This window comes from Thioalkalivibrio sp. ALMg9 (assembly GCF_000380625.1).
Classification (GTDB): domain Bacteria; phylum Pseudomonadota; class Gammaproteobacteria; order Ectothiorhodospirales; family Ectothiorhodospiraceae; genus Thioalkalivibrio; species Thioalkalivibrio versutus.
On the sequence record NZ_AQYC01000008.1, the window covers coordinates 33,351 to 50,312 of the forward strand.

General features: G+C 64.4%; 21 protein-coding genes. 19 read left to right on the plus strand and 2 right to left on the minus strand.

The window, feature by feature from the left end; genetic code table 11:
• Positions 1 to 54: 54 nt before the first annotated feature.
• Positions 55 to 381, minus strand: coding sequence for a thioredoxin TrxA (gene trxA, locus F792_RS0105325; RefSeq protein WP_012983830.1), 327 nt, complete (start codon positions 379 to 381; stop codon positions 55 to 57).
• Positions 382 to 496: 115 nt separating this feature from the next.
• On the opposite strand from trxA, the gene F792_RS0105330 reads away from it, so the two are divergent.
• From F792_RS0105330 to F792_RS0105375, 9 genes are all read left to right on the plus strand, one after another.
• Positions 497 to 1,792, plus strand: a complete 1,296-nt coding sequence (locus F792_RS0105330) for a DEAD/DEAH box helicase (protein ID WP_018168684.1) — start codon at positions 497 to 499, stop codon at positions 1,790 to 1,792.
• Between the two features lie 161 nt (positions 1,793 to 1,953).
• Positions 1,954 to 2,799 carry a ParA family protein gene (locus F792_RS0105340; RefSeq protein WP_018168685.1) on the plus strand — a complete coding sequence of 282 codons (846 nt, stop codon included), beginning with the start codon at positions 1,954 to 1,956 and terminating at the stop codon, positions 2,797 to 2,799.
• The gene (locus F792_RS0105345) at positions 2,792 to 4,366 is read left to right on the plus strand and encodes a ParB family protein (protein WP_026305907.1); all 1,575 of its coding nucleotides are present in this window, start codon (positions 2,792 to 2,794) and stop codon (positions 4,364 to 4,366) included. The genes F792_RS0105340 and F792_RS0105345 overlap by 8 nt, the downstream gene beginning before the upstream one ends.
• A gap of 3 nt (positions 4,367 to 4,369) precedes the next feature.
• Positions 4,370 to 5,008, plus strand: a complete 639-nt coding sequence (locus F792_RS0105350) for a DUF2857 domain-containing protein (RefSeq protein WP_018168686.1) — start codon at positions 4,370 to 4,372, stop codon at positions 5,006 to 5,008.
• Complete coding sequence (locus F792_RS0105355) at positions 5,005 to 6,330, plus strand: STY4528 family pathogenicity island replication protein (protein WP_018168687.1); 1,326 nt, start codon at positions 5,005 to 5,007, stop codon at positions 6,328 to 6,330. The genes F792_RS0105350 and F792_RS0105355 overlap by 4 nt, the downstream gene beginning before the upstream one ends.
• Positions 6,327 to 7,148 carry a PH domain-containing protein gene (locus tag F792_RS0105360; RefSeq protein ID WP_018168688.1) on the plus strand — a complete coding sequence of 274 codons (822 nt, stop codon included), beginning with the start codon at positions 6,327 to 6,329 and terminating at the stop codon, positions 7,146 to 7,148. The genes F792_RS0105355 and F792_RS0105360 overlap by 4 nt, the downstream gene beginning before the upstream one ends.
• Positions 7,149 to 7,209: 61 nt before the next feature.
• Positions 7,210 to 7,515 carry a hypothetical protein gene (locus F792_RS0105365; protein WP_018168689.1) on the plus strand — a complete coding sequence of 102 codons (306 nt, stop codon included), beginning with the start codon at positions 7,210 to 7,212 and terminating at the stop codon, positions 7,513 to 7,515.
• A 38-nt stretch (positions 7,516 to 7,553) separates the two neighbouring features.
• On the plus strand, positions 7,554 to 8,384 hold the full coding sequence (locus tag F792_RS0105370) for a PFL_4669 family integrating conjugative element protein (protein ID WP_018168690.1): 831 nt from the start codon (positions 7,554 to 7,556) through the stop codon (positions 8,382 to 8,384).
• A 153-nt stretch (positions 8,385 to 8,537) separates the two neighbouring features.
• Positions 8,538 to 8,960: a hypothetical protein gene (locus F792_RS0105375; protein ID WP_018168691.1), complete on the plus strand. Its 423-nt coding sequence runs from the start codon at positions 8,538 to 8,540 to the stop codon at positions 8,958 to 8,960.
• 94 nt (positions 8,961 to 9,054) lie between these two features.
• Here F792_RS0105375 and F792_RS0105380 read toward each other — a convergent pair whose 3' ends face one another.
• Complete coding sequence (locus F792_RS0105380) at positions 9,055 to 10,311, minus strand: EAL domain-containing protein (RefSeq protein ID WP_026305908.1); 1,257 nt, start codon at positions 10,309 to 10,311, stop codon at positions 9,055 to 9,057.
• Positions 10,312 to 10,844: 533 nt separating this feature from the next.
• Here F792_RS0105380 and ssb point away from each other — a divergent pair.
• The 10 genes from ssb to F792_RS0105435 all read left to right on the plus strand — a co-directional run bounded on the left by ssb (position 10,845) and on the right by F792_RS0105435 (position 16,775).
• Positions 10,845 to 11,240 carry a single-stranded DNA-binding protein gene (ssb, locus tag F792_RS0105385; RefSeq protein ID WP_018168693.1) on the plus strand — a complete coding sequence of 132 codons (396 nt, stop codon included), beginning with the start codon at positions 10,845 to 10,847 and terminating at the stop codon, positions 11,238 to 11,240.
• Positions 11,233 to 11,427, plus strand: a complete 195-nt coding sequence (locus F792_RS0105390) for a hypothetical protein (protein ID WP_018168694.1) — start codon at positions 11,233 to 11,235, stop codon at positions 11,425 to 11,427. Before ssb ends, F792_RS0105390 begins: the two co-directional genes overlap by 8 nt.
• Before the next feature lie 3 nt (positions 11,428 to 11,430).
• Positions 11,431 to 11,655, plus strand: a complete 225-nt coding sequence (locus F792_RS0105395; RefSeq protein WP_018168695.1) for a hypothetical protein — start codon at positions 11,431 to 11,433, stop codon at positions 11,653 to 11,655.
• On the plus strand, positions 11,652 to 12,164 hold the full coding sequence (locus F792_RS0105400; protein WP_018168696.1) for a hypothetical protein: 513 nt from the start codon (positions 11,652 to 11,654) through the stop codon (positions 12,162 to 12,164). The genes F792_RS0105395 and F792_RS0105400 overlap by 4 nt, the downstream gene beginning before the upstream one ends.
• An 8-nt stretch (positions 12,165 to 12,172) precedes the next feature.
• Positions 12,173 to 14,407: a DNA topoisomerase III gene (locus F792_RS0105405; RefSeq protein WP_081620118.1), complete on the plus strand. Its 2,235-nt coding sequence runs from the start codon at positions 12,173 to 12,175 to the stop codon at positions 14,405 to 14,407.
• A 24-nt stretch (positions 14,408 to 14,431) separates the two neighbouring features.
• Positions 14,432 to 14,668: a hypothetical protein gene (locus F792_RS0105410; RefSeq protein WP_018168698.1), complete on the plus strand. Its 237-nt coding sequence runs from the start codon at positions 14,432 to 14,434 to the stop codon at positions 14,666 to 14,668.
• A gap of 187 nt (positions 14,669 to 14,855) precedes the next feature.
• Positions 14,856 to 15,047: a hypothetical protein gene (locus tag F792_RS0105415; RefSeq protein WP_018168699.1), complete on the plus strand. Its 192-nt coding sequence runs from the start codon at positions 14,856 to 14,858 to the stop codon at positions 15,045 to 15,047.
• 185 nt (positions 15,048 to 15,232) lie between these two features.
• Complete coding sequence (locus F792_RS0105425) at positions 15,233 to 15,652, plus strand: STY4534 family ICE replication protein (RefSeq protein ID WP_018168701.1); 420 nt, start codon at positions 15,233 to 15,235, stop codon at positions 15,650 to 15,652.
• Positions 15,653 to 15,780: 128 nt separating this feature from the next.
• A complete protein-coding gene (locus F792_RS14880) occupies positions 15,781 to 15,954 on the plus strand; it encodes a hypothetical protein (RefSeq protein WP_018158376.1) in 174 nt (57 codons plus the stop codon).
• 626 nt (positions 15,955 to 16,580) lie between these two features.
• A complete protein-coding gene (locus F792_RS0105435) occupies positions 16,581 to 16,775 on the plus strand; it encodes a hypothetical protein (protein ID WP_017926593.1) in 195 nt (64 codons plus the stop codon).
• The last annotated feature ends 187 nt before the right edge of the window (positions 16,776 to 16,962 follow it).

Sequence of the window (16,962 nt, forward strand, 5' to 3'; positions counted from 1 at the left end):
CCCGGTGAAGCCGGGCGCCTGCGAGGCCTGGCGGTTAACCGCCAGGCCCGGGTGTTACAGGTGCTGATCCAGGAACGCAGTCAGCTGCGACTTGGACAGGGCACCGACCTTGGTGGCCTCGACATCGCCGTTCTTGAACAGCATCAGCGTCGGGATCCCGCGGATGCCGTACTTTGGCGGCGTGGACGGGTTCTCGTCGATGTTCAGCTTGGCGACCTTGACCTTGCCGGCGTATTCTTCGGCGATTTCGTCCAGAATGGGGGCGATCATCTTGCAGGGCCCGCACCACTCGGCCCAGTAGTCCACCAGCACCGGCTGATCCGCCTTCAGGACGTCCTCGTCGAAACCGGCGTCCGATGTGTACACAATTTTGTCGCTCACTCCGAGCCCTCATGACTTGGGTTGGGGGAGCAGCCCGCACCGCCGGCTGCACGGCCCTTACTATCGACGATCAACGCCGGACAGTTCAAGTAATACGCAGGAACCGAGGAACCCCATGACCGAAACCGTGCAGGACACACCCCGCTTCGACCAGCTCGATCTGCCCGAACCCGTCCAGGCGGGCATCCGCGCCACCGGTTTCGAAACCTGCACCCCGATCCAGGCACAGACCCTGCCGATCGCGCTGGCCGGCCACGACGTCGCCGGCCAGGCCCAGACCGGGACCGGCAAGACGGCCGCCTTCCTGATCGCGACCTTCAACCGCCTGCTGCGCCAGCAGCCTTCGCCCAACCGGCGGCCCACGGAGGTGCGCGCCCTGATCCTGGCCCCGACCCGCGAACTGGCGATCCAGATCCACAAGGATGCCGAATCGCTGGGCGCCGAGACCGGGCTGAAGCTCGCGCTGGCCTACGGCGGCACCGGCTACGACAGCCAGCGCGAACAGCTGGAGGCCGGCGCCGACATCCTGATCGGCACGCCCGGACGCATCATCGACTACTTCAAGCAGAAGGTCTTCGGCCTCAAGCATACGGAGGTGGTGGTGCTGGACGAGGCGGATCGCATGTTCGATCTCGGCTTCATCAAGGATGTGCGCTTTCTGATGCGTGGCTGCGCGCCGGCCAGCGAACGCCTGTCGATGCTGTTCTCCGCCACGCTGTCCTTCCGCGTGATGGAGCTGGCGTACGAGCACATGAACAATCCGGAAAAGGTCCAGGTCGAGGCCGAGACCCTGACTGCCGACCGCGTGCGCCAGGTGATCTACTACCCGGCCAACGACGAAAAGATCCCGCTGCTCCTCGGGCTCGCACGCGACCTCAAGCCGGAGCGCGCCATCGTGTTCGTGAACACCAAGCACGGCGCCGAGAAGGTCTGCGACTGGCTGAACGTGAACGACCAGAAGGCCGCGCTGCTGTCCGGCGACGTGCCGCAGAACAAGCGCTCGCAGCTGCTGGAACACTTCGCCGCTGGCGAATACACCTACCTGGTGGCGACCGACGTGGCCGCCCGCGGGCTGCACATCCCGGCGGTCACGCATGTCTTCAACTTCGATCTGCCGCAGTCCGGCGAGGACTACGTGCACCGTATCGGGCGTACCGCACGTGCGGGCGCCGAAGGTGACGCGATCAGCTTCGGCTGCGAGGACTCGGCCTTCTACCTGCCGGATATCGAGAGCTATCTGGGCGAGCGCATCCCCACCGCGAGCGTGGACCCGGCACGCCTGTTCCAGGATGCGGTCAAGCCGAAACCGCGCCCGCGCAAGCCGCGCGACGATCGCCGCGGTGGCCCGCGCTCCGGCGGAGGCGGCCGCCCCGGAGGCAGCCGCCCGCAGCGCAGCGGCAACCGGGGCTAAGCGGACGCGGGAAAACCACAGAAAAAGATGGTGCCGGCGAGAGGAGTCGAACCTCCGACCTATCGATTACGAATCGGTGCCGGTGACCAAACAATGTAGAGGGCGTTACGTCAGGTGACCCGTGAGGACTGGTAAACACACCAGCACTACGGGGAACCATTATGACAGTCCGAATCACGACCACATCAACCAAGGGCGGTGTCGGCAAGACCACCGTCACGGCCAACCTCGGCGCCTACCTCGCGGACCTCGGCTACAAGGTCCTGCTAATCGACGCCGACATCCAGCCCACCCTGTCCAGCTACTTCCCGGTGGACCCGGCCCTGATCGCCGCCGGGGGACTCACGGAACTCATTACCAACGGCGACACCGACGGCACGGTCACTCCGATCGACATCCCGCTCGACGGCGAGCACGACGGGGCCCTCGACATTGTGCTGTCCAACGACCCCCAGGGTCGGCTGCAGCAATGGATCCTGCACACGCCGGACGGCCGCGTGCGACTCAAACACATCCTCGCGGATTACGACGACCTCTATGACGTCGTCCTGCTGGATACCCAGGGGGCTGTCGGCCCCCTGCAGGATGCCGCCGTCCTGGCGGCAGACTTCCTGCTCTCCCCTATTCCCCCGGAAATCCTCTCCGCCCGCGAGTTCGCGCGCGGGACCGTGTCGATGCTTGATCGGCTGCGACCGATGGCGGCCATGGGCGCACCGGTCGGTCCACTTCGCGGCCTCCTCTATCGGGTAGACCGAACCGGAGACGGCCGCGCGATCGCGGACGAACTCCGGCGCGAGGCCTGCGGCGAAAGCCGAGGCCAGATCACCATCCTCGATACGTTCATTCCCTCCGCCGTGGCCTACCGAGAGGCGGCCACCCAGCAGGTGCCCGTCCATCGATGGGAGCCCCACCGGCAAGGGCCCACCCTGTCCGGTGCCGAGACCATGCGCCGCCTCACCGAGGAGCTGTTGCCTCACCTGATCCGGGGAGGGGCACAACATGGGTAAGAAACAGCTGAGTTCCGAGGAGTTGCGCAGCCGCCTGACCGTCGGCCATTTCGGTGATTCGGCGGCGCAGGATCTGCCGCCAGGCGACCCTCTGACCGTCACACAGATGGTGTTGGAGATCGACCGGATCCGGCCGTATGACGGAAACCCCCGGCGGCAGCGCAACCCGCAGTACGACGAGATCAAGGCCTCCATCCGGGCGCAGAAGCGTCTGAACAACGCCATTGAAGTCACCCGGCGGCCGGACGACGACCTCTACATGGTACGCGCCGGCGGGAACACGCGGCTTCAGATCCTGCAGGAGCTGTACGAAGAGACCGGCGACGAGGCGTACCGCAAGGTCCATGTGCTGTTCCATCCCTGGACCTCGGACCAGGATGTGTTGGGTGCGCACCTGATCGAGAACGAAATGCGCGGGACGATGACCCTGATCGATCGCGCCCTCGCGGTCGATCGGCTGCGCGAAATGTTCGAGTCGGAGGCCGGCGAGAGTCTGAGCCGCAGCGGACTACAAAGACGGCTACAGGACATTGGCTACACCGCATCACGAACACTGCTTATTCGGTTTGAGTACGCGGCGAAGGCTCTCCTGCACTGCATCCCGCAGGCCCTCCACGGAGGGCTCGGCAACGACGGAGTCGAGAAACTCCGCAAGCTCCATCGGTCGGCTCATGCCGTAGGCGAGTCCCATGGGCACACCCAGGATGCGGTGGACATGGTGTTTGAGGAGTCCCTCGCCGCCACCGATGCCCCCGATTGGGACCCCGGTGCAGCGCGCCAGGAACTGGAGCGGCGTCTGGCCGAAGAACTGTCCCTCGATCTGCGCACCGTGCGCATGGAACTCGATACGCCGCCGACGCAGGACCCCGAGGGGACGACGGACCCAGCCGACATGCCCTCGGACGCCGATCCCGGCGCAATGGTCCAACAGACACCGCCCGCCCACGATGCCTCACCTACCGGGACACCCGGAGCGTCCCCCGGACGTTCCGGGGCCGCAACGGATCCAGTGATCGGTGATGGGGCCGGTGCGGGTGACCCACCTCCTTCCAGCCCACCGGCCGCGGCACCGACTGAGCCCGCGCCCACGCCCGCAGCCGCGCCAACCGTGGCGGATCTGAGGCGTCGGATCTACACGTTGGCCGAGCAGATCGCCGCTCGCTACCACTACGCCGATCAGATCCAGCCCGTAGACATCGGCTATGGCTACGTCCTCGACCTGCCGGGCGAGACGGCCGAGGAGGCGGATGCCCGGATGAACGCGGTGGAGAACGACTATCGGCACTGGACCTGGTGGCTGCTGGTCAGCTGGTCGCAGATCGGCCTGCACCCGGACCGCGTCCTGCAGACAGCCCCCACCCATCGCCTGGCCTCAGCCATTCACCGAGGCGACGAGGAGGAGGTCATCGCGCGGCACATCGCCGAGCCACCCTGGCGCGGGCTGGGCTGGATGGTCAGTTCGTGCCTACGCGAGCGCGATTTCGCCGACTTCGTCGCCCTCGTCCAGGCCTGCCGGGACCTGCAGCACCAGGCGGACGCGGACGATCTCGATCCGTGGGAGGGCTGAGCCATGAGCAGCACAACGGATCTCACCCTCCATGTCCTGCGCTACGCCATGTCCCGGCTGCAGGACGCCGACATGAACGCCCTCAGCGTATTGGGCCTCACACCCGACCAAGCCTCGACCCTCGCTGACATGACCTTCGACGAGCTGGTCGAAATCTCGCGACTCGGGCATCTGTTCATCGACCTCCAGATCGACGCTGATCGGTTCGATCAGCTCCTCGAACGCGCGCGGGACGAGGTCCAGTCGCGGCAGGTCCAGGACGAGCTGCTTAGGCACCAGGCAGACGCCCGGATGATGGAGGCGCTATTTGGCATGACCACGACGGATGTGGCCCGACGTCGGCGAGTGCTCGGACTGCCCTCGCAGCCCGGTCGGCCGCGATCACCCACGTCCGAACAGGCTCAGGCGATGTGGGACGCATGGCGGGCCGCCCCGAAGGACCTACCCGATCCGGATCGCTATCTCCACGTCGCGCGCAGCACGGGGGCCTCGGCCTCTGCGGTCTACCGGCTCGTCGCGGAGTGTCAGCACACGCTCGCTGATCGGGCCCCAACGTATCCCGCCAAGACGGCGCGGCCCGTGGTCGACCTGGTGCATCACCAGTTCGGGACCCACCTCTATTCCGCCGGGGGCTCGTCATGACTGAGGAGATCACACCCCGCATCCGAGGGCTCAAGGCGTACCTGGAGGACGCCGCGCGCCAGCTACGGGATCGGCCGCCGGACCCCGGCGGCGAGGAGGAAGGCGCAGTCCTGTATTTCGGGAACTGGCATGACTCCCACCCCCGGGCACTGCTATACGCGGACGAGCTGGGGCCGACGGACAAGCTCGCCTGGATGGTGATCCAGGCGAACTCCGATCCCAAGGCCCCCGCCGGATTCCCGTCGTATGACGAGTTCGAGCGTGCGGGGCTTGGGTCCCGGCCCACCATCGCCGCCGCGATCGCCATGCTGCGCATCACTCGATGGATCTCGCTGTGCGATCGCGTCCGTGACGGTCAGGGCCGATACCGGGGGAGCGTCTACGCGATCCACGACGAGGCGGTATCCGTCACCGAGGCGATGTACCTCGATCCGGAGTACATCACCTACCTCGAAAGCCTGACCGATCACGGCCATCGACGGGTACGCGAGACCGCGCAGCAGGTCGTGTCCACGATCCAGCATCGCCTCGATGCCGACCGCGACCTCACCGATCCCGTGGACACCGGGGATCGCTTTGAGCGCCGCCTCGCCACCCTGAGCGCCGAACCGGCCGTGCGAGCCGCCGCGAGCCCCAGGGGTCGCGCCGGGAGCGGCCAAGTCAACGAGGCTAACTCGGGTGAGAGCCAAGTAAAGAATCTTAACTCGGTCGCTGATCACCAAGTAAAGAATCTTAACTCGGTGGAACCTCCCGAAGAAAAGCCTTCAAAAACAGTAATTTCATGCCGAGTAAAGAATCTTAACTCGGCTCACGCACGCGAGGGTAGTAGTAGTTTATATAAACCTACTACTACAAAACCTACCTCTGAGGTATTGGAACAACCGGGCGCGCGCGGCAGTGAGGAGTCGGCCGACGCGCTGCACTATCCCGAGAGCTTCGGCTCCGATCACCGCAAACTGGCTGATCGGTGTCTGCAGGGATTGCCCGCCGACCAGGCCCAGCAGGTCCTGGACGAGGTCGCCGGTGCCATCCGGGATCGCGCTCAAACGGATCCGATCCGCAACCCCTTGCGCTACCTGAGTGCCGTCGCCAAGCGGGCGCGCAGCGGCGATTTCCTGCCGAGCTACGCCGTGGACGCGGCCGAACGACGCCGGCGCAAGGCCGAGCAGGCGGAGCGCGAACGACGGATCGACCAGGCGAGCGTCCAGCAGGCCGAGGCGCAGGTGGTCACGGTCGAGCCCGACGCGAACAACGAACTGGTGCAGCGATTGGAGAAGGCCCGCAGCCGCAGCACCCACCGATCCAAGGAGCCAGGGGCATGATCCTCGACGAACATGACATGCCGTTCAGCCACGGCCGCGCTCGCGTGGTCCGGGACGCGCTGAATCGCGAGACGGATAAGCGATACGAGCTGGTGCCAGTGCATTGGGGCGGCCAGCAGGCGGGCTATGGCGTGGAGCAGGTCGATCCCGACGCACCACCCGAGCCCCCGCCCCGGCCACCTGACGACGAAGAACCGAGCGAATCACTGCGACAGGCCGCACGGGAGTATCGCGCGCCGGCGTCGGCCGGGGAGCCACCCCGGGACCACCCCGCCGACGCGGACGCCGAGGTGCCGACCTACACCTTGCGGCCGGCGCTGCGCAGCGTATGGCCCACGGTGCTCAAGTTTGTGCTGCTCCTCGCCGTACTGGCCTGGACGCCGGAGATCGTGGCTTGGCTGGGGCAGTTGCCCGATCCAGTAGGCGCGAGCATTGCCGAGTGGCGCATGACCATCCCGGGCATTGGCGAGCTGCCCATCGTGCAGGCAGCACTGTCGATGGTCCTCGGTATCTGGATGGTGCTCACCGCGATCCGCATCGTGTTCGCGATCTACTACTACCGATTCACCCTCGACCCCGACCGCGTGACGGTGCAGACCGGGATCATCGCGCGCCACCGGCGCACGTTGCGCTATGCCAATGCCCGGATCCCGACCCTGGAACAGGGAGTCATTGATCGCCTGATCGGAATCGGCGAGGTCCGAGTGTCCTCGGCGGGCGGCGGCGAAACCGGCGAGATCCGGCTGCATGGCGTGAGACGACCGCTGGAGGTGAAGGAGGAGATCCAACGGCGCGTGGACGCGGTTTGGGATCGCTGAGCCAGACCAGGGAGGGGTGTAACCCCGTTACACCCCTGAGCCAGACCAGAGGGGAACGGCCGTGCCGAGGATTGCCACAGTAGACGCAGATCAGGCCCTGGATCGACTGCTGGACGTTGCACTGAACCGCAGCGGGCAGTCGCGCTCCGTCCGTCGCGTGCTGCTGGCCTGCTACAACGCGCCGGAATGGCCGCTCGACCTGTCCGATCTACGAGGACTCGATCCGGATCTCCAGGCGTCCGCGCTCACGGCAATCGGACTCTATATCGCTGGCTCCGATCTGTACGAATACCGCCCGGAAGCCCCCTGGCAGGCGATTTGGGATTTGGCCTGCCAGGAATCCGAGGGCGGTGATAGAACACGCTGACCGGGATCTCCCGGGACTCACGACATTAGGAGGCGACCATGGCCGACACGAAACCCATGCCCAACGAGGCCGACCCCATCGTGGACTGGCGTACCGCCAGTTCGTCACCCGGAGGCCTGCGCGGGTCCGCCGCGATGGAGATCCAGACGCGCCAGGCGCAGCGGCTGGTGCACGGACGCGGAGCAACCGACAAGAAGGCACCCATCATCGGACTCGTGCGCTTCGCGACCACGATGCGGCGGATCTGGCGAGCCGCCGCCCTGGATGATCCGTGGGCCGACTGGAAACTGCTCCAGACCTATGAGTCGCTCACAGAGAACCGCGAGGGCATCAATGCCCTCCGGGAACAGACCGAGCGACTCCTGGCCTCGATGCCCGGTATCGACATCGATGTGGCTCAGAGCCAGAGCCCGTGTACCGTCCCGTTGGAGTTCTCGAACCCCTACGGCTTCATGGGGGCCTACCTGATCGCCGACTTCGATCGAACCGCACGCGCCATCCTGACCGCACGCCACGTCGGGCTCATGGGCCGGGACAAGAGCGAGCGGATGCTGTATCAGGGTGGCCGGCTGGTTCGCAGTGCGTTCAATGCACCGCAGGGATTCCAGTATCAGGGCGTGACCCGAGACGACGTGGCCGCTGGCACAGCGAAAGCCCGACAGGCGATCGAGACCCTCGGCCTGCCGCCGAAGGAAGTCCTGGAGGGGAAACTGCGAGCGCCGGTGGCACCCGACATTCGGGACCCGAAGGCGCGCAGTGAACCGCCCCCGGGGCTCTATGACGACGAGGACGAGGATGAAACCGATGCCCCGGCAGGCGAGCGCGCCGAGTCCTACGACTCGCCCGTGGCTCAGGAGACCGGAACGTGATGGACCTTGATGGATCGCCTGGCTCAGATGCACGGAGAGTAGTTATAGCCGAAGGCCTGCCATGTAGTTACGCCCTAAAGGGCCCTTTAAGGGTAAGGGGGGCGCGGGGCCACTGGAGAGGGATACATGAAACTCGCTGACGCACGTAAGCGAATGCAGGTTCTCGAAACCGAGCTACGGCAGATCGATCATCAGATGGACCAGCTGGTGCAGGAGTTCAAGAACACGTACCAGCGGCCCTGGGTCGCGCATCCTGCGATCCATCGCTCCCGGCGCGAAGGCGGGTCCGTGTTCCGGTGGCGTCTACGTGGATTCGACGGCATCGGCCAGTCCTGGCTGATGTTTACGTCGGACATGCTGCAGGAGGCACTTTCCCGCGAGGGCGTACCCCTGCGAACGCGTCTGGCGTGGCTGAAGATCGAACGTCGAGGGCGGACCCTCACGTTCGAGCACCGTCGGCGGAACTACGAGCGGCTGCGCCTCAAGGACCTGGTCACCCAGCTACAGGGCTTGAACGCGCTGGAAGACCGATGGAGCCATATAACCGGTCAAGGTTCGACGAACGGCACAGACTAATAGTCCGAACCGCTCGAACCTCAGCTAACTGCGTGCGCCTCGCTTGGGGTTCCGAACCTACCCCTATGGTCACAGAACAAGACGCGCTCCACAGTTAGGGCACGAAGGCCGAGAAATCGTAGGTATCGGCACGCTCGGGTTCACCTAGGTAGTAGCCTTGCGCCGCATGAACACCAATGCATAACAGCGCCTCCAGGTCGTGTTCGTTCTCGATCCCTTCCGCGACAACCTTCGCCCCTATCTCGTCCGCGAAGCGAGCCATGGCCACTGCCAGTGCTCGCAGTTCGGCATTGGTGGCAATGCCATCGATCAGAGTTCGATCGAGTTTGATCATGTCGGGGCGCAATCGAACGATGTGGCGAAAACTGGCGTACCCAGCGCCGGCATCGTCGATGGCCAAACGGACACCACCGTCACGCAGCCCCGAGAGCGCCTTGTGGAGCAGGTCATAGTCCTCCACCGCAGCTTCCTCCGTGACTTCCAGCATGATCCGATTCAGCGGGTACTGGCACAGCAGGTCGTACAATCGCCCCGACTGGATGACCCGCGGCGAAGCGTTGAGTGAAAGGTAATGCTCTGCAGGGATATCCTTTAGATGGCGAAGCGCCTGCGCTATCAAAGCGAGTTCGAGCTCCTCCCTTAAACCCACGGTGTGGGCCTCATCCAGCCACTGGTCTGGTCCGCGCCGCGGTTCACCGCCGAAGCGTGCGAGGGCTTCGAACCCCAAGGCTTGTTTGGTCTTCAGGTCGTAGATCGGTTGAAGGACGACGTGGAACTCCTGCCTATCCAGTACCTGCTCAATGCGTTTTCGTCCTTTGAGCCACTGCTCGTGACGAGCCTCCTCTCGCTCTATCTGTTTACTCACGAAGCTCGCGAACGTGCGCATCAGGCCCAGGTCGCGTTCACTTAGGGTTTCGTCGGCCTCGCGATCGAAACAGCAGAGCGTGCCGAAGACACGGCCATCGGAAAAACAAATCGGCACGCTGATGTGCGCGCCAACGGGTATATCTTGCGTAGCCTGGATCTTGCGCGCCTCGGGTAGTTCCACCGCATTCTGGATCAGTTCCGGAAGCCGCCCGTCGAGTACACGTTTACAGTAACTTTCCTCCGCTGGATCCGAGTCTCCAACGTTCAGTTCCAGAGCACCATTCTGCTGCTCGATGTACCGGAAGAAACGGCGATCATCCTTGACCTCCGATATGAAGGCCACTTCCATCCCCATATGCGTACGTACGGCATGTAGGGCCTCTTCTAAGAGCTCGTCCGCGCTGCTCACACCCCAAACGCTTGAATGATCAAGAACTTGGTCCACCAAGGGTGGAGTCCTTGGCAAATGACTCGGCTCACTCATCGCGGTTCCTTGTGGTTCCTTCGGGTCGTGGAAGAGTCCTGGTGCAGAGTGGGCAACTTCAGCCGAAGATGCCCACCCCTGGGCGAGTAATCTCCCTCCATTGCGAAGCCAATGACCGCCGTGCCACTCCAAGCCTGGGTCATGCGGTCGGGAAACGACACTTCGAGACTCGCAGAAACTTAAGGCTGCAACAAGCGAGATCTGAACCAATCAGGCATCCCCGAGGCTAGGCGACGGGTGCTATACGCTGAACGAACGGATCTTCGAGATCGCTATTGTGGTCGTCGCTTTACCGACTGCATTTTGACCAGCGTCATACTTCGGGATGGGTCTTCTCGCCGGGCGGAGCGTTAAGAGGGAGGGTCACCTGTCTTCCCGCAATGACACCTCCACAGTCAGCGAATCCGCCCTTTCGGGCTAAGTGGCTCACTGCATGGACTGCGTTAAACCCCTTGTCCATCAGTGAGGATTTCCACTAGATCCCTCGACTGGCGCACCGCACTCTGACACCGAACCCACGCTAGGTGCGAATCATGTCCAACACCTTTTTCGGCCGCGGCAACCTGGGCGCGGCGCCCACGCTCCGCCATGCCGAGCGAAGCGGCGAATCGACCCCCGTCACCAACCTCCGCATCTTCTTTGATCGACCGAAGCCCGACGGCAACGGCGACTTTGAAGACAAGGGCGGGTTCTGGCTGGACGTAGCCCTGTGGGGCCCCCGTGCCGAGCAGGCCGCGCGCCTGCTGCCGAAGGGCGCTCGGGTCCACGTCGAGGGAGAGCTGTTCGAGTCCACATGGAGTGACCGCGAGACCGGCGAGGAACGATCCCGCCTCGAAGTCCGCGCGTCCGCTGTCGATCTCGACCTTGCGCGCGTCGAGGACGTGACGTTCCGGCGACGGAACGAGAGCGCGGGAGCGACCGATGCCTGAGACCCCGTTCGCCCGTGCACGCTGCGATGCCTGCATCTACTGGCACCGCCTGAGCACCAATGAAGGCTCCTGCCGACGCCACCCCCCGGGACTGCTGCAACCCGTAGGCGAGAGCGACGGACCGTTCCCCCTGACGAAGGCGATCCACTGGTGCGGCGAGTGGACGCATCCCGACGAGGCCCGCTGAGGCATGCCCTTGTATCAGGCCCAACTGGTGGAACTCGGTCGCGTGGTCGCCACGACCCGTTTCGAGGCGCACAGCGACCAGGCGGCCGGGAAGGAAGCCGACGAAAGCGCCGACTGGCGCAGAGGGCAATGGGCGGCGGTCACCCGTGTACCCACGGAGCCAGAACCCACGGTCGCCTCGCGCGTCACCGCCGATGACCCAACCAAGGAAGAAGGAGACACTCCATGACGAACGGCACGATCACCCGCACCCTCCTCGCCGGTGCCGCAATCGCGGCCCTGTCCGGCTGCATCGTGATTGAGGAGACGCGGCCGACGACATCCAGCAGCTCCACGGCTGGATCCAACAACCAGGCCTCCGGCCAACAGCAGTACGCGAACGAGGTCCTCAACTTCGAGGTCGCCACCGCGACCGACGTCGATACCGCCTTCAATCGCATCCGCCGCGAGTTCGGGTATCTGCCGCTGGAACAGCGCACCAATCGCGCCGGACAGGCGTGGCTGGAGGCCTCGGATGCGTACCATTTCCATGAAAACCCCGGATCCTTCTACTCCGTGCGGGACTACCGCGAAATCCTCGGTCACGCCGGCGTGGTCCAGATGGACATTTCCCGTGACGGCAACGGCAGTCACATCGCCGTGGAGTATTACGAAGGTACGGACCAGGTAGACGGCTTCCCCGCCACGGACGCGTTCATGGACCGCTTCCGCGCGAAAGTGCGCTCCACGGTCGAGTAGGTCCGGTCGTGCGACTGTTTATTGCGGAAAAGCCCTCACAAGCCCGCGATATTGCGCGCGTACTCGGCGCATCGCGCAAGGAAAATGTGTGCATTCGCGGGGATGGGGTGACAGTCACCTGGTGCTTCGGGCACCTGCTGGAAATGGCCCCGCCACAAGACTATGACCCGGCGCTCAAGCAGTGGCGCGTGGAGACGCTTCCCATCCTGCCGGACCAGTGGCGGATGAACGTGCGACCCAAGGTGAAGGGGCACTTTTCCAGCATCCGGTCCCTGCTGAAACAGGCCTCTGAAGTCGTCGTCGCGACGGACGCCGACCGGGAAGGCGAGACGATTGCGCGCGAGGTGCTGGATCTGTGCGGCTACCGGGGGCCCATCCAGCGGCTCTGGCTCGCCGCGCTGGACGAGGCCAGCGTGCGCAAGGCCCTCGCCAACCTGCTACCGGGGGATCAAACCTTCCCCTTGTACCGCGCCGGCGTGGCGCGCGCCCGTGCCGACTGGCTCGTGGGCATGAACCTCACGCGGGCCTACACCCTCGCGGCGCAGGCACGCGGGTATGACGGCGTGCTCTCGGTCGGGCGCGTCCAGACGCCCACCCTCAAGCTCGTGGTCGATCGTGACCGCGCGATCGAACAGTTCAAGCCAGTCCCGTACTACGAGGTTTCGGTCCGCTGCGGCCACACGAACGGCTCCTGGGAGGCCCGATGGGTGCCACCCGAGGGAGTGAGTGACTCCGAAGGCCGCTGTACCAGTCAACAGGCGGCCGCCTCTGTGGCGCAGCGTGTACAGGGGGTGCAAGGCACCGTGACCCTGGCGCAGACCGAGCGCAAGCGCGAGAACGCGCCGCTGCCCTACGATCTCTCGACGCTGCAACAGGAGGCATCGAAACGGCTGGGGATGGGGGCGCAGGAGGTCCTCGATACCGCACAGTCGTTGTACGAGAAGCACAAAGCCACCTCCTATCCCCGGACCGACTGCCGCTACCTGCCCGTCAGCCAGCACGGCGAGGCACGCGACGTCCTGCAGGGACTGATGCAGAGCGACTCGACCATCGAACACCTGGTCGAAGGCGCGGATGCCGCCGTACAGGGACGCTGCTGGAATGACGCGAAGATCACGGCGCACCACGCCATCATCCCGACCACCGCCGTCGCGGATGTCCACGCGATGTCGTCGCGGGAACAGGCGGTCTACGACCTGATCCGACGCCGTTTCATTGCGCAGTTCTATCCCGCCTACGAGTACGACCAGACGCGACTGGAAGTCGCGGCCGAAGGCGAAACCTTCCGCACGCAGGGACGCGTCAAGCGCCGAACCGGTTGGCGTGTACTGATCCAGACGGACGCTTCAGCCGAGGAGCGCGCCGAAAGCGACCAGGCCCTTCCCAACGTACAGAAAGGCGACCCCGTCTCGCTGGCCGGCGCGCAGATCCGCGACAAGGAAACCACCCCGCCGGAACGCTTTACCCAGGGCACGCTGCTCGCCGCCATGAAGAACGTCGCCCGCGAGATCGCGGACGAGCGGCTGCGGCGCGTCCTGAAAGAGAACACGGGCATCGGCACGGAGGCGACGCGCGCCGGGATCATCCAGACCCTCATGGATCGCGGTTACCTGGAGGAGCGCAAGAAGAAACTCACCTCCACGTCCGCCGCCCGGTCACTGATCGATGCGCTTCCGGATCCGGTGAAGGACCCGTCCACCACGGCTCTGTGGGAACAGGCACTGGACCAGATCGCCAAGGGAGAAGGTGAGATCGACGGGTTCCTGCAGCGGCAGTCCGAATGGGTCAAGCGACTGGTGCAGAACGTTCAACAGCAGGGCGCCGACGCGGTTCAGGTCGAGGCGCAGGTCCAGCACCCCTGCCCCGCATGCGGTTCGCCCATGCGCCGCCGCAAGGGCGGGTCCGGGGCGTTTTGGGGCTGTACCCGCTACCCGGACTGCACGACCACGTTGCCCGACCAGGGCGGGAAACCCGGCAAGGCCCCGAAACAGGGGCCGGTCGGGCAGTGCGGCTGCGCCCAGCAGGGCAGCATCAAGGAATCACCCAAGGCCTGGCAGTGCGAAGCGTGCAACGCCATTGTCTGGAAGCAGGTCAGTGGCAAGAAGCTGACCGAGACCCAGGCGCTCACGCTGTTCGCGGGGGACCTAGTACAGCTCAAGGGTCTCAAGAGCAAACGTACTGGCAAAACCTTTGATGCCGGTGCGAAACTAACGGAAGGCAAGGTGCAGCTGCAGTTCGACTGACTGCGCCAGACTACAGGAGAGCCCATGGCGATCATCCGATTCCCCATCGAGCGCCGCGATCACTGCGCCTCCGGCGCGACCGTGGAACACCCCGAGCACGGGATCTGCGAAGTCCTGGATATTCCGGACGACGCCCCGATGCAACGCCTGCTCTACCGGGAGCGGGATCACGCGTGGGTGGAGGCCAATGTGCGGGAGCTGCGCCAGATCGAGCGCCCGCTCGAACCGCATGAATTGACAGACGATTATTGGGAAGGATAAAACTAGAAGCGTCACACGGCTTTACCGCCCGCCTGAGCGCATCAGGCCCCTGAAAGCACCGCCCGGACCGGGTAGCGGTGCGCTGGCCCAGCCAGTCGGTCCTGCTGTATTCCATCCACCCACGCCGGGGAGAGCCTCCCCCCGGTTGGGCGCGTCTCCTTTGGCTATTCTCGAAGGAGGCGCCTTTGTGAAAAGACCCCTTATCTACATCCAGACCGTCAAGGAAGATTCGCGGAAAATGGGCGTCGGCATGATCGTCGCCAGTATCGTCGCGTTATTCCTGGAGGCGGTGCCGCTGGCCAGCGTGCTCTACGTGATCACGCTCGGAGTGATGCTCCTGGTCATCGGAAACATCCAGCTCAACGAGGAGGAGTCGTGATGGAGCCGTTCGCGCTGATCGCCACTCTGATTTTCATCGTCTTTGTCATCCTGAACGTCATTGCCTGGCGTCAGGAACGTCGCAGCAAGAAAAAGTAGCGCCTCGCGCTACCTTCACCCTCCCGGGGAAACCAATCCCCGGACGGGCATGGTTTCTCCGGATTTCACTGAAACAGGAGAGCCACCATGTCTGAGAACAAATACTTCGATCTGCACATCACCGGCCTTGGCTACCTGAATCGGGTGCGCGAGGTGAGCCCCAAGAAGGGGGCGGCCTTCTATGCGTGCGACATCGTCGCGCTGCATGGTTCCGCCGACGCTCCCGACAAGACCCGGTTCGATTGCCGGGTCAGCGGGGCTGAAGCCGAGCGTCTGATCAAGACCGCCAAGACCTATGTCGATGAAGACCGGAAGGTCCTCATCGGGTTCAAGCTGGGTGATCTGTACCCGGATCTGTTCGAGTATCAGAAAGGCGAGAAAGCCGGTCAGACCGGCGTTTCGCTGAAGGCTCGACTGCTCCGGATCGCCTGGGTCAAGGTGGATGGCGAAACCGTCTACACCGCATCTGCGGACTCGACTCAGGAACCGGAAAGCTCGGCCGCCTGAATCCGACCGACCGTTCGCCAGGGGGTCCTCCCCCCCTGGCTGCGGGGCGTCTCCGTTGTGGGACACCACCGATCCCTCTTGTTGCGGCAGGAGGGATCGGGGTGTCCCACAACTGACGGAGAAGCCCTATGAAAGCTCGCACCACCATCACCAAGCTCTTTCGTTCGCTCGACTCGGTTTCCGAGGCCCTCAAGTGCGGTTTCCAGGTACTGGATAGCCGCACCCTGGAGCCCATTACGGATGCCGATCTGGAACAGCTTTCCACGTCCGATCTTCACCATCTGGAAATGCGGATCGGTTGATCGTGCCGACGCCCCTTCGGGGGCGTCATTCCCGAGGGTCGCGCGCGATCCTGGGGAATGACGGCTTTACCGCCCGCCTGAGCGTATCAGGCCCCTTAAAACCCTTCCGGATCGGGAAGAAGGGTGCCGGCACTGCCGGTCGATCCATTTCCTTCACCCACCACGGGGACAACCGACCCCTGTGGGGGCGGTCTGTCCCCAATACTCGGAGACAGACTCATGCGAGGACTTCACATCAGTCGGAAACACGAAGGCATGGCATTCAAGCGCGCGGGCGAGCGCGTGGACCTTCGGTTCACTCAGCCCGAATACACCAAGCGCCAACCGGCACGGGTGACTCCACCTCCGCGTCACTGGTGCCTCGAAGCACCCTGCTGACCGCTGTGTGCGTCGAACCCCGGGACATTGTCCTGGGGTTCGGCTGTTTTGCGGGCCGTCATTCCCGAGGGTCGCGGGCGACCCTCGGGAATGACGGCTTTACCGCCCGCCTGAGCGCATCAGGCCCCTGAAGCATCCCCGGATCGGGCAGGGGTGCGCCGGCTTCGCCGGTCGATCCATTCCTTCACCCACCACGGGGAGAGCACTCCCCTGTGGGGCGCTCTCCGTTCACAGACAGGAGAGCATCGATGGACAAGGAAACCATCAAGGCGTTTATCGCCTGGCTGGAAGCGGCGACCGAACAGGAGATCCTGGATCGGCGTCAGCAAGCATTGAACGCTCAGGTGAGCACTCGGGAGGGACGTGCCGACATCAATCTTGCGCTTCGTCTGATCGACGAGGAGCTGCTGGCACGTCTCGATCTGAAGTCGCAATCGCACTGAGCTTTACCGCGCGCGGTTTGAGTTGATCGTTGATCTGCTCGAACCGCTCGGTTTCGCCCCTGAACAAGGCGCGCGTCAGCGCCTGTTCCAGGGTGGAACGTTGACCTTCAATGACCTTCATCACCGGCGCCTCGCTGCTCGGGTGCGAACGGTCAACATACCATTTCAACCCCCGTGGGGCAGTCGG